The 12,836-nt window shown below is 58.1% G+C and carries 10 protein-coding genes; 7 read left to right on the top strand and 3 right to left on the bottom strand.

Features of this window, described 5'->3' with window-relative positions; all coding sequences use genetic code 11:
• Positions 1-82 precede the first annotated feature (82 nt).
• Both BLP82_RS02210 and BLP82_RS02215 read right to left on the bottom strand, forming a co-directional pair.
• Positions 83-547 (bottom strand): transketolase, encoded by a 465-nt coding sequence (locus BLP82_RS02210; RefSeq protein ID WP_092165033.1) that lies wholly within the window; start codon positions 545-547, stop codon positions 83-85.
• A gap of 194 nt (positions 548-741) precedes the next feature.
• Positions 742-1,308 carry a helix-turn-helix transcriptional regulator gene (locus BLP82_RS02215; RefSeq protein WP_092164950.1) on the bottom strand — a complete coding sequence of 189 codons (567 nt, stop codon included), beginning with the start codon at positions 1,306-1,308 and terminating at the stop codon, positions 742-744.
• A 580-nt stretch (positions 1,309-1,888) separates the two neighbouring features.
• Here BLP82_RS02215 and BLP82_RS02220 point away from each other — a divergent pair.
• From BLP82_RS02220 to BLP82_RS02240, 5 genes are all read left to right on the top strand, one after another.
• Positions 1,889-3,448 carry a GMC family oxidoreductase gene (locus BLP82_RS02220; RefSeq protein ID WP_256576522.1) on the top strand — a complete coding sequence of 520 codons (1,560 nt, stop codon included), beginning with the start codon at positions 1,889-1,891 and terminating at the stop codon, positions 3,446-3,448.
• A 119-nt stretch (positions 3,449-3,567) separates the two neighbouring features.
• Entirely contained in the window at positions 3,568-4,017 is a 450-nt protein-coding gene (locus BLP82_RS02225; RefSeq protein ID WP_218189402.1) for a DoxX family protein, read from the top strand.
• Positions 4,018-4,098: 81 nt separating this feature from the next.
• The gene (locus tag BLP82_RS31360) at positions 4,099-4,356 is read left to right on the top strand and encodes a hypothetical protein (RefSeq protein WP_092164954.1); all 258 of its coding nucleotides are present in this window, start codon (positions 4,099-4,101) and stop codon (positions 4,354-4,356) included.
• Positions 4,349-5,716, top strand: coding sequence for an anthrax toxin-like adenylyl cyclase domain-containing protein (locus tag BLP82_RS02235; RefSeq protein ID WP_092164956.1), 1,368 nt, complete (start codon positions 4,349-4,351; stop codon positions 5,714-5,716). The genes BLP82_RS31360 and BLP82_RS02235 overlap by 8 nt, the downstream gene beginning before the upstream one ends.
• Before the next feature lie 453 nt (positions 5,717-6,169).
• Entirely contained in the window at positions 6,170-7,135 is a 966-nt protein-coding gene (locus BLP82_RS02240) for a phosphoribosyltransferase (protein ID WP_092164958.1), read from the top strand.
• A gap of 209 nt (positions 7,136-7,344) precedes the next feature.
• Here BLP82_RS02240 and BLP82_RS02250 read toward each other — a convergent pair whose 3' ends face one another.
• Positions 7,345-8,823, bottom strand: a complete 1,479-nt coding sequence (locus tag BLP82_RS02250; RefSeq protein ID WP_092164962.1) for a hypothetical protein — start codon at positions 8,821-8,823, stop codon at positions 7,345-7,347.
• 194 nt (positions 8,824-9,017) lie between these two features.
• Between BLP82_RS02250 and BLP82_RS02255 the strand changes: the two genes are divergently transcribed.
• Together BLP82_RS02255 and BLP82_RS02260 are read left to right on the top strand one after the other, a co-directional pair.
• Positions 9,018-11,675 (top strand): excinuclease ABC subunit UvrA, encoded by a 2,658-nt coding sequence (locus tag BLP82_RS02255; RefSeq protein ID WP_092164964.1) that lies wholly within the window; start codon positions 9,018-9,020, stop codon positions 11,673-11,675.
• A gap of 375 nt (positions 11,676-12,050) precedes the next feature.
• Complete coding sequence (locus BLP82_RS02260) at positions 12,051-12,779, top strand: helix-turn-helix transcriptional regulator (protein WP_092164966.1); 729 nt, start codon at positions 12,051-12,053, stop codon at positions 12,777-12,779.
• Positions 12,780-12,836 lie beyond the last annotated feature (57 nt).

The following is a 12,836-nucleotide window of genomic DNA, read 5'->3' on the forward strand; positions in this document are numbered from 1 at the left end:
TCATCTCCCACGGCGCCAGGCTGTCCACATCGATGGACGTGGTTCAGGAAGTGTTTCGAAGGTGCAGCGATGACGTCCTACGCTAGAGCGCGCATCGCTCTTGCAGCAGGCACCGGGCCAGGGTCCGAGCGGCCGACAGAATCCGCTCGACCTGCTGGTCCATTTCCACATTGGACAGCCCATCGAGACTCAGCTCAAGGACCCGCAGCTTGTGACCACAGACCGACCCCAGCCAAGCGAGGCTTGGGATCGCTTCGACTTCGACATCCAACAAAAAGCAATTTGGACACACAGGGCTTAGCAACTGCCTCGCCTGACCGTGAGAAGGCGTCCCCGATTGCGTCGGCTTCGCCCCTGACTGCAGCCAGTCGCGCATCAATTCCGCTGGACGATGGACCGCCAGATACGCAACCTGATCCCAATCGTCCAAGGCAATGTGCACCTGATCAATGATGTATTTGGGTAACGACGCACTGATGACAATAACCACCCCGACATCCGGCGAGGGCTCCTTGATCCAAGCTGCTGCTTGTAACATCACATCCATCGCACCCACTCCCATTAATCTGCACCTATTGCACTACCTGATCCCGGAGAGCAAACCTGCCGCTTGGCCGGATACCGATATTAAAAACCCGCTGCACCCAGCCGCACATCGGCGTCCATGATGCGTGACATTCAATATTACCCACCCGCTCATACGGCGCCAGGTGCCGTGGACGCCGCATATTCCGCTCTGAATCAGATCAACCCGAGGCTCAGTGCTTTGAGCGTGGCCGCTGCGCGTGTGGTGCATTGCAGCTTGCGGAACATGTTTTCAACGTGAGTGCGCACCGTACTCGGGCTGATTCCAAGCTGACGCGCTACTTCCTTGTTGCTGCCGCCCTTACTGATGCAGCGCAATATTTGCGCTTCACGCTCGGAGAGCGGGTTGCTGTTTGTTCTGGGTTGGGCCATGGCGCGAGTTCCTTCGGCGCTCAAGTCGGGTGGCCGCGGTGGCTGGCTGCGCAATGCCTCCAAAGTCAATGTTGCAACTCGCAGTCGATAGCGAATCAGCCCTGAATCGCTTTCGAAGCCGCGGATATAGCCGCGGCCATCGAGCCGATCATAAGACTGGACCAATCCCTGAGCCGCCCACGAACGTCCATCGTGCTGACCGCAGGCACCGACGGTCCAATGAGGCACCCTGGCTTTCTTTGCAAAACCGTCATCTGGAAGCACCCCGGGAATGAGCCAGATATGATGAGCCGCCATGGCGTGGCTCTCGGCATCGCTTGACAGGCAACTAAAACCGTTCAGGTCCATCATGCTCAGCTCCCGGTTTTATTATTCACGTTTTGTCGACAGGTCCGCTGCTTAAGCTTAAGTATATTTATCAGAAAGCGTGTTGCATATTTTCACGAAAACACGAAACAATATTTCTCTATCCATCATATAAACTATTTTTGTTTCATATAAATCAATCCAAACACAATAAAAGCAATAACTCGCTGACTCAGGAATTTTTCCGACCACGCGCAAGCACACCTGCCGAGACCGAAAATACGGTCATCCAGGCCGTTCAGAAGGGCCAATAACTTCGGTCCTCTTCTGCGCCCGGATCGAGGACGCAACGCACTTCCCTCGCAACGCTCGTCACCTCTGACGAGATTGAGTTTCACCTCCTGCTACCGAGCCGACGGAAAACATCCGTTGGAACCTTTTGCCCGCCTGCCGTCACTCATTGCCCAACAAACAAAACGGCAGTCGATTGACCCGTCATCGTGCCCGGCTTCATCCATCAATACCCTAGCGAGATTCACCGCATGTTCTCCCCTGCAATGATTTTGCCCCTCGATCGACGCTTGAATCTGGCGAGCGATACCACACCGGCCAAGGAACCTCGCTCATGCCTATGAATCCCGAGCTGAAAAAGCATCATTTCGATTTTATCGTCTGTGGCGCGGGAACCGCCGGCTCCGTCGTGGCCGGACGGCTGGCCGAGAATCCCGAGGTGCAGGTGTTGCTCATCGAGGCAGGAGGCAGCGATGACCACCCCCACGTGCTGGAACCGGGGAACTGGCCGCTGAACCTGGGCACCGAGCGCGACTGGAACTTCGTAGGTGCCGCGAACCCTCATCTCAACGACCGGAAAATCCCACTGAATATGGGCCGCGGCTTGGGTGGCGGATCCAGCGTCAATGTCATGTTGTGGGCTCGCGGCCACAAAAACGATTGGGAAGACTTCGCCGCACTCAGTGGCGACCCGGCGTGGAACTACACGTCGGTCCTGAAAATTTATCAACGCGTGGAAGACTATCGGGGCACCTGCGATCCGGTGCGTCGCGGCAAGGGCGGACCGGTTCATGTCGCGCCTGTGCGAGACGCCCAACCGATTGCCAACGCCATGATCAGTGCGGCTGCCGGCATGGGTATACCGGCTTTTGAAAATCCCAATGGCACCATGATGGAAGGCCGCGGAGGTGCGGCCTTGAACGATCTCATCGTCAAGGATGGCCGGCGCAACTCCATCTACCGCGCCTACGTCGCTCCACGCTGTGGTCAGCCCAACCTCACCGTTCTGACCGATACGCTTGTCAGCCGCGTGCTGTTCAGGGACCAACGCGCCATCGGCGTGCAAACCATAAAAGATGGGCAGACTGAGTGCTTTTACGCCGATCACGAAGTCATTCTTTCGTTGGGGGCGGTCAACACGCCCAAGGTCCTGATGCAATCAGGCGTGGGACCGGAGGAGGAACTGCAGCGCCATGGTATTTCCCTCGTCCAGCATCTCCCCGGCGTTGGCGCCAATCATCAGGACCACGTGTCCTTTGCCGTTATTTTCGAGTACGCGACACCTCAACCAGTGGGTTATGGCGGCTCGGAGGCCACGCTCTACTGGAGCAGCGAAAGCGCCTTGCATCTCCCCGACATGTTCCACTGCCAAGTTGAATTTCCAGTGCCCAGCGCAGAGACCGCCTCACTTGGCGTTCCCGCACATGGCTGGACTATGTTCGCTGGCCTTGCCCACCCGGAAAGTCGCGGCCGGGTCAAGCTCAGCGGCCCGAATGTGACCGATGCGCCGATCATTCAGCCCAACACGCTGTCGCATCCTACCGATCGGCGCAACGCGCTGGAAAACATTCGTTTTGTCCAGGAATTGGGCGCGCAGGCGCCCTTCAAGGGCTTGATCAAACATGAAAGCCTACCTGGAAAACTCAACACCCAATCGCTCGAACATTACGCTCGCAACGCTGCCGTTACTTACTGGCACCAATGCGGTACGGCAAAAATGGGTCAGGACGCGATGTCCGTGGTCGATAGTCAACTGCGCGTCTACGGAATCCAGGGCCTGCGCATCGCCGATGCCTCCATCATGCCCCATGTCACGAGCGGCAATACCATGGCCCCGTGCGTCGTGATCGGCGAGCGGGCCGTGGAGGCTATACGGTCCACTTACGAGTTTTGAGCGTCAGCAGGCGCCGGTGACTCTGCTCGAGCCAGCCACTCGCTAGGGCTGCTTCGAGCCGAATCCCGCGGGAGAACCGGGCCTCGCTTGAATTCAACACGGGTGCGTCAACCCATCCAATGAGTTTTACCACGGTCCTGATCATGATTTCAGATATACATAAAAAAACCAGCGCCGCGCGCTGGACGGGCAGAGTCCTGGGCGCTCTGGTGGTGTTGGCGTTACTTGCCGACGCCGGTGTGAATCTTTTCGCACCCCATGTCCTCGCAAAAAACATGGAGCTGACCGGATTCCCTGATCACCTCTCCTCTGTCATTGGCGGCATCATCCTGGTTTGCGCGGTGCTCTACGTGATTCCGAGAACCGCCGTATTGGGCGCGATACTGGTGACAGGGTTCCTGGGTGGTGCCATTTGCACCCATTTGCGCCTGGGGGAATTCGGCTCTGCTTCGCAGGTCATCAGTGCGCTATTGGGCATTGCGGCCTGGGCTTCGCTTTACCTGCGCAGCAATGCCGTCCGTTGCCTGCTGCCGTTGGTTGAAAGCAAAGGGCGGAAATCACGTTTCTGAGGGCCAGAGATCATGGACCCACGCGTGCGATTGCATTGACCCGCCGATCAAACAGCCGCGCAGGTCCAGTCATGAGCTCCTTTGGTTGGCCGCATCCAGCCAATTTTTGACGCGCTCTTTCGGGCGCGTTTTTTTTCGGTGCCATCGGCCGAGCGCCTGCCAAAGGAAGCAGGTACCGATTATGGAGGCGGCAAGCAGGTGATCATGGGTGCGTCAGGCGGTATTCCACTCGGTCGCCCTAACCTTCAGGAGCAAATTCCCGAGGTTTGCGGAACCCACATGCCTGAAATCGCCACCTATTCGAGAACTAAAATTATGGAAAGCAGATGGAATGAGTAGCTTAGGTCCGGTTCAATGGAGCCCAACATTCAGCTTTACCCCAGCAACAGCGCCTAAGGCTGAGCATGCCACGTCAGTTTCCGCCCGCCCGTTGACTGAGGTTGTTCGCGACGATATCGATAAAGTCAGCCAGCAAACAGGCATCTGTGGGAAGCACTTGCACCAGCTCCATGACATCGCTCGGAAGCATCGATGCATTATCGCTTTCCGCCCTGTTGATCCACACAACGCACAGCTGATCGAGATGGGCTATCCCACCAAGGGGCTGAATATAAAAGGGAAGAGTTCCATGGTCGGCCCGCTGTTCGGTTTTATTCCGGCAAATCAGCAGCTCAGTGGAAAAGGCAACACGACATCGGCCGAGACGGAAAAAGCGAATCTTCAAATCGAAGAGTGCGTGGCGAACGGCCATGCGGTTAAGGTGCCTTTGGAACTGCCAGCGGCACGTATGGATTACCTGAAGCAACATAATTTGATAAGACCGCTTGTTCCACCTGCGTTCGCAAGCACCAAGGAGGATGGTTCCGCGTTTAACTTCACTGCTGAGAAAACAGCAAACGGCACCTATCGAATAACCACGGACGGTCAGGCTGTTGAGGTGCTGGCACCGAAGGTTCAACCTCACGGCAGGCCTGCTCTTCCCTTCACCGCTGACTACGACTTGCTGTTTTTGATGCCGCAATGGGATGACGTCCCACAACAGAGTCAACGACGAGGCTCGGTAAAACCAGCCGCGCCAAACGAGCAGCCCGCTGATCTTGGCATTGCCCATATTCGATCGAAATATGAAAATATCGCCGCCAAAGATATGGCGGGGGCCGCCCCGACTGTTGATTATGTCACCCGCCTCGAGGAACGCGTCATTGACGACATCAACCACGCATTGCGCGGCGAGTTGAAAACACATCTGAATGTCGATGATCCATCAGACTGGAATCTGGTTCATCATGGCTCGGATGAAGGCAATCCAAGCACAGACATGCACAGGAACCTTCCAGCTACCGTCATTGCTCCGCAAGCACTGGGAGAATTTGGCGCCATTGCAGTCATACCTGACAAGGTCACGTTAAACGATTTCCTGAAGGAGGCGCGTGACGCTCACCCAAGCGATCATACAAGCTATGTGCTGGTCGGAAACAGGCGTTGGTTTGATGACGAATTAAAGACTAACGTCGCCAACCGCAGTCAAGAAATCATGCGCAAACTCAGTAGTCAGTCGTCTACCCTATCAACCCCTGACACTCGTCGCGGGAGTACAGCGTCCGGCCAAGACAGCCGGCGTGGCAGTCATATTTCCCAGTCTGATCTGGATTTATTGAAAGTGGTTGCCGAGCACCGGCGAATTCAGTCCGGCGGATAGACCGAGTAGATCCTCGCCGACTTATACGGTGCACATTTATCGGGCTGATGTGGGAACCGGCATAACACTATTGACCACTCATCTGATCGAACCAATTGCACAAGCGCATGAGGAGAAAAATCAAATTATATCGGGTGCAAGTAGTTCTTCTGTGCTCCTTGGTCGCTTGCGGCATGGGCAAGCCATCGAGTCTGCCAAGACTTCGGCTCAAACCGAGCACATCGCTAAACTTTCACCCGCGCATTCTTTCTGAAGAAGCACGACATTCCCTCGACGAGTTTCGCGAGCTGTCCTCCCGACGTTCCTTCGTGGCCGCCGACGGTGGTGAGCCAGTTGCCTTGTAACCACCCATAGTCCTGCGCAATGGCTCTGCAACACCATCAAGAACAACAGGCACCCGCCAACCGAGTCGCTTCATCACCGGATAGAACAGCGCCTGTCGAGCAATCGCCCTTGAATAAACCCGTACTGCCTGTCACATATGAGCAAATGGATCGCTGGGTCGCCTCGATACAACCGACGCTTCTGGAAGAAGCCTTCAGTAGCATCATTGGCATCTTGCGAGGCGGCGCCCCCTTGGCGTTGATGGTCTCGCATGCCACGGGCGTAGAACCGGCCTTTTTGCGTTATTACCGGGCGGATCGAAGCGTGATCTGGGACTCATCGGTCCCGCTCCCTCCACCGGGCAGCAAAGTGCTGCTCTGTGAGGACATCGCCGGCACCGGGCATACCCTGAAGGACTGCGTGGCGTTTTTGCAGCAGCGGGGTTTGAAGGTCAAGATCTTCACTGTCGGCTTCGACGATCTAAGCGGCATTCGCCCTGATTACGGGCTGGACGGGCGAGGATATTTCTTGCAGTTCCCTTGGGAGCGCCAAGCCGTTACCCGCGCTTATCGCGATCGCTGGAACGCCACAGGTGGCGGACGTACCGGCAGGATGGCCCATGATCATGATTACGACGTGTACGCCATCGACCTCGACGGAATACTGCTTCCGGATATCCCGCTCCAACGTTATGCGGCTGACTTGAGCGCGGCGCTTGACGAACGCGACCGCCTCGCGCCCTTCAAGCAGCTGCCGCCCCTCGAGCGGGTGAAGGCGATTATCACCGGGCGCCCGGAGATGGATCGCGTTCGTACTCAAGCCTGGCTAAGCCAACACGGCCATGGCGGGACACCGCTGGTCATGAGAGATACCCGCTCGTGCAACGACAGCCCAGAACAGGTTGCTCTCTACAAAGCCCGGGCATGCGTACAGTTGGGGTGCACGCACTTCGTTGAAAGCGACCCGACACAAGCAATCCTGATCGCGCAGCAAGCGCCTTTATTGCGGGTAATCTGGTGGCATGCCGGGTGCGGCCGGGGAAGATTGATCGGCGCGGCAGATTGGAAACACGGCGCGCCTGGGGCACCATCCTGAACGTGAAAATGGCGAACACGCCGCTGGTTATCACCGAGGACCGACAAGCCACCCACCATGGCGTGACCGATCCGCTGCTTCACGGCGATCGGGTCAGCCTGGCCTTGGCATCACCCTTCGTTTGCCGCCCGACAGTCCAGCGTCGAAGAGGCGGCGGGATCTCCCTTGCCACAATTGCTCACTCGGGCACCAGGTTCGCTGATTAACGTTCAGCGCAAACCATAGGAATAAATCCCCAGGTCATTGTTGTCGAACCAGTTGCCCTTGGCCCAGATCACCCGATCCTGCTCTGCTTGAAAACCGAGGATGCCCAGGTAACCGCCGATGGCGAGGCGCTGCCAGGAGCGGCCCCAATCCTGGGAATAGAACACCCCATCGGCGGAGATGTTCGCGTCCGACCACCAGTAGAGCCAGCGCGGTGGATGGTGATTGCTGGTGGTGTTGATCAGCAGGGTGTTTTGCCCCATCCAGAAGTTGCTGCCACGCACCTGACTATCCGAACCCAACGGCGCGAACACACTGGGCAGGTCGCTCAACGGCGTCCAGGTCAGCGCGGCGGTATCCAGTTCGGCGACCACATCTTGCCCGCGAGCCCCCTGGTCGATCAGTCCAATCACCCGCCCGGCATCGTTTCGTAGCAGCTTGCTCACGAACAGGTTGTCATGGCGCTGCTTGTCCACCACCTGCCAGTGCCCTCCCTGGGCCTGCAATCGGGCCCGTGTCGTGACATTGACCGCGATATTGTGGCTGACGCCATCGGGATGGCCACCCCAGAAGCGTTGGGACGCCCAGATAAAGGCAGTCTGTGCATTCAGTTGCAGGACATGGGTCTGGACTTCCCCATGTTCGCCTGCGTTCGTGCTCCAGTCAGTGATGTCAGGACGTTTGCCACGGGCGTATTCGGCGGACACCAGCAGCGACTCGGGCGCCATTATCGGCGAGCTGTTCGCACCGCGATCGGCCGAGTAAAAGACGCCGGTGGAAACGGCTGTCGGTTTTTCCTCATCGCTGTCTTCATCCGCCACGTCCGGTGGGCCCACGGCCCAGACTTCATTCGAGCCGTGGAAATAGGGAACCAGGTTCCAGGCCAACGAATCGGCCTCGGGAAACCAGCCCTTGGTCAACCACGTCCAGCGTCGGCCTTGATCATCACTGCGAAGGACCACGGTTTGATCGGGCTCATGGGTATTCGCCGTTTCAGGCCGACGCAGGCCCGTGAGCAGGAATACACTGCTCCCGTCGGGGCTCGTCACGAGACAAGCGGCGCCGCTGACATGGGCCACGAGCTGAAATTGCCCTTGGGCATCCAGGCGGGAAATGAAGGAAGTTTCCTTTTCGGCACGAGAGAACAATCGGGCAAATGTCTCGGGCTCCCCCGACTCTTCAGCCTCAGCGGGCTTGCCATAGACCACCGCATCCAGGTCCACGACATCAGCGGACGATTCAAGGGCCTGGGCCTCTTCCTCCAGGCGTCCCACCAGCCAAGTCCCCTGCGGAGTCACCGTCACGCCTGTGCAATACTGGGTCATCGCGCGCAAGCGGGTATCCTTTACGGCGCCCACTTGCTGCTGATCGGGGTTGTCGCCACCCCACTCCAGCTTGGCACTGGTGATCATCCACATGTACCACAGCGCCGCGCCGGCCAGCAGAGCGACAAACAGTCTAGAGAACAGTTTTGAACGAGGCATGGGGAGGTCCGTATCCGGGGGGAAACTGCGAAGCTTTTCTCATCTCTTTTGTCCGGAGTAAATTTTTATCGCACGAGAATGGACGAACCCGGTCGCATAATTGTCAACGCTGTGACCCAGGTTCCATTCTCTGCGTGACGCCGCTTCACCTGAAAGCCCCAACGCGTTAAGCAGACGCCCACAAGGAACGCCCAATGCCCGCAAGCTCCGGCCCCGCCACCGCCTCTCCATTGCCGCAAACCAACGGTTTCGTCCGGGTGCGTGGCGCCCGCGAACACAACCTCAAGAATGTCGACGTGGACATCCCTCGCGATGCCCTGGTGGTATTCACCGGTGTATCGGGTTCCGGCAAGTCGTCGCTGGCTTTCTCCACGCTCTATGCCGAAGCCCAGCGTCGTTACTTCGAATCCGTCGCGCCTTACGCGCGGCGCCTGATCGACCAGGTGGGCGTACCGGACGTGGACAGCATCGAGGGCCTGCCACCAGCAGTCGCCTTGCAGCAACAACGCGGCACCCCCAGTGCACGTTCATCCGTGGGCAGCGTCACCACCCTGTCGAGCCTGATTCGCATGCTTTACTCCCGCGCCGGCAGCTATCCGGCCGACCAACCCATGCTCTACGCCGAGGACTTCTCGCCCAACACGCCCCAGGGCGCCTGCCAGGAATGCCACGGCCTGGGCCGGGTCTATGAAGTGACCGAAGCCTCCATGGTGCCAGACCCATCGCTGACCATCCGCGAACGCGCCGTGGCTGCCTGGCCCATGGCTTGGCAAGGCCAGAACCTGCGGGACATCCTGGTGACCTTGGGGTATGACGTCGACATCCCGTGGCGCGACCTGCCGAAAAAGCAAAGGGACTGGATTCTCTTCACCGAAGAAACCCCTACCGTCCCCGTCTACGCCGGACTGACGCCGTCCCAGACCCGCACCGCCCTCAAGCGCAAGCTCGAACCCAGTTACCAAGGCACGTTCAGCGGCGCCCGACGCTATCTGCTGCACACCTTCATGCATTCCCAAAGTGCCCAGATGCGCAAACGCGTGGCGCAATACATGCGCGCCAGTCCATGCCCGGTGTGCGAGGGCAAACGCCTCAAACGCCAGGCGCTGACCGTGACCTTTGCCGGCCTGGACATCGCCGAGCTGTCGCACCTGCCGCTGCTCGAACTGGCCGAGGTGCTCAAGCAGGTCCTGGCGCCCGACTACCTTGCACAGGCCGAAGAAACGGGAGAAGTGCTCAGCCACCAACAAACCCGCGAGGCCCGTGAGCAACGCGCCGCCAGGGGCAACAATCCCCATGCGGGCGGTCCCGACGCCCGCCACACACCCAACCTCTCCCTGGAAAAACGCCTGGCTGCCCAACGCATCGCCGCCGAGTTGCTGGAACGGATCACCACCCTGATCGACCTGGGCCTCGGCTACCTCGCCCTGGAACGCAGCACGCCGACGCTTTCGTCCGGCGAATTGCAACGCCTGCGCCTGGCGACCCAGCTCAATTCCCAGTTGTTCGGTGTGATCTACGTGCTCGACGAACCCTCTGCGGGCCTGCACCCGGCCGACAGCGAAGCGCTGTTTGGCGCCCTGCAACGCCTCAAGACAGCGGGCAACTCCGTGTTTGTGGTCGAACATGACCTCGATACCATGCGCCGCGCCGACTGGCTCATCGACGTGGGCCCGGACGCTGGCGAACAAGGCGGCAAAGTCCTCTACAGCGGCCCGCCGGCAGGCCTTGGCCAGGTGCATGAATCACGCACCCGCGCCTACCTTTTTGGCGAAGAACACTCTGCGACACGCAACCCACGAGTACCCAAGGATTGGCTGCGCCTGGAAGGCATCACCCGCAACAACCTCGATAACCTGAACGCGGCCTTCCCGTTGGGTTGCTTCACCGCGGTCACCGGCATCTCTGGCTCAGGCAAATCCAGCCTCGTCAGCCAGGCCCTGCTGGATCTGGTCGGCGCGCACCTGGGCCAGGCCAGCCCCAACGCCGAACCCGACGAGCAAAGCCTGGAAGACGAACCGGTGCAAACCAGTGCCGGGCGCGTTGTTGCCGGGCTCGATGCGGTCAAGCGGCTGGTCCAGGTGGACCAGAAACCCATCGGCCGCACCCCGCGCTCCAACCTCGCCACTTACACCGGGTTGTTCGACCACGTGCGCAAACTGTTTGCCGCGACAGAGCAGGCGCAGGCACTGGGATTCGATGCCGGGCGGTTTTCCTTCAACGTCGCCAAGGGGCGTTGCGAAACCTGTGAAGGTGAAGGCTTCGTCAGCGTGGAGTTGTTGTTCATGCCCAGCGTGTACGCCCCCTGCCCCACCTGCCACGGCGCCCGCTACAACCCACAGACCCTGGAAGTTCGCTGGCAAGGCCTGGACATTTCCCAGGTGTTACAGCTGACCGTGAACCAGGCACTCGAGGTGTTTGCCGAACAAGCGGCGGCCAGGCGTTCGTTGCAAGTACTGCAAGATATCGGACTGGGCTACCTGCGCCTGGGCCAACCGGCCACGGAGCTGTCCGGCGGCGAAGCCCAGCGGATCAAGCTGGCGACGGAACTGCAGCGCAAGGCCCGGGGTGCAACCTTGTATGTGTTGGATGAGCCGACCAACGGGCTGCATCCCCAGGACGTGGATCGCTTGCTGGTGCAGTTGAATCGCCTGGTGGAGGAAGGTCATACGGTGATTGTCGTGGAACATGACATGCGGGTGGTGGCGCAGAGTGACTGGGTCATCGATATCGGCCCGGGGGCTGGAACCCAGGGCGGAAACGTGGTGGTTTGCGGGGCTCCGGAAACGGTGACGAAATGCCAGGAGAGTCGAACGGCAACCTTCCTGAAAAGGGCTTTGCACGGTGAAAAATAAAGGTTCTTAATGTTTCTCGCTGTTGCGAAAAAGCTGTCTATACTGTCCTCCAGTTAATCGTTTCAGTAGTCGTAATTAACTACAACCTCAGGGGCAAAGGGCTGAGGTTACACCGGCAAGGACGCAAAATGACATCATCTCAATTGAGAGAGCAGGCATTACACGGCGGCATGAGGGGTTATTATCGCGCCCTGAAGCGAACCCCGATGAACTGGAAAACCCCGCCCCATACTCCAGCCCCGATAGCGGTCACCAAGCTGCGTGCGGGTGTGGCTGCCAACGCTATAAAACTTCCCTCCTCCGCTTGGCGAATATCAACGTGAAGCCTTTGCCACATACAGGTAGTCACATTAATATTTTTCGAGCGCACTCACTATGCTCAAGCCCATTTCAAGCCACCTGCTCAATTTAATTCAAGAGGTGGAGAATAATATCCCAGGAAAAAGCCACGAAGAGTACACCGAGATACTAGGCTGGATATTCTCGAAACTTGGGCTTGAAAAGTTTGCTTATGTTCACTTGGAGCCCATGTCCTTCGACCATTCAAAAGTCTCCATCCACAGCAACTATCCCGCCGAATGGGTGGACACCTACCGCAAGAACTCACTGCACAAATCAGACCCTGTGATGGCCAACACAGCCATTACTGCCATTCCTTTTTTCTGGGATGAAATCCCACAGGAAATCGACAACAATCCGGAAATATTCGATCAGTCCGCATCCTATGGCATCAAGCAAGGGTTCACTGTTCCGATTCATGAGCCCGGCAGATCGTTCGGCTCCGTTCACTTCTCTTCGGAAGAAAATGATCCCGATTTCCCAATCATTGTCCGGGAGAACATATTCATCATTCAAACGCTCAGTATCATCGCCAACCAGCACCGCCCGGTTGAGACCGTTGTAGAGAGCCCGCTCAAGCTATCACCCAGGGAAATTGAATTCCTGCGTTGGCTTGCGCTTGGCAAAAACTATAAGGAGATCGGTTTGATCATGAATATCACCGAACGGACAGTGAAATTTCATGCCAAGCAAATGACTGAAAAAATGGAGTGCACCAATGTCAAGCAAGCCATGTTCAAAGCAGCGCAGTTGAACCTCATCTAAAACGTTTTACGTTAACGCTTTCCTACTACCCCATTCCCACTCGATGCCCTCAACCTC

Origin of the sequence: Pseudomonas sp. NFACC37-1, assembly GCF_900101575.1 — a bacterium.
Taxonomy (GTDB): Bacteria; Pseudomonadota; Gammaproteobacteria; order Pseudomonadales; family Pseudomonadaceae; genus Aquipseudomonas; species Aquipseudomonas fluorescens_AA.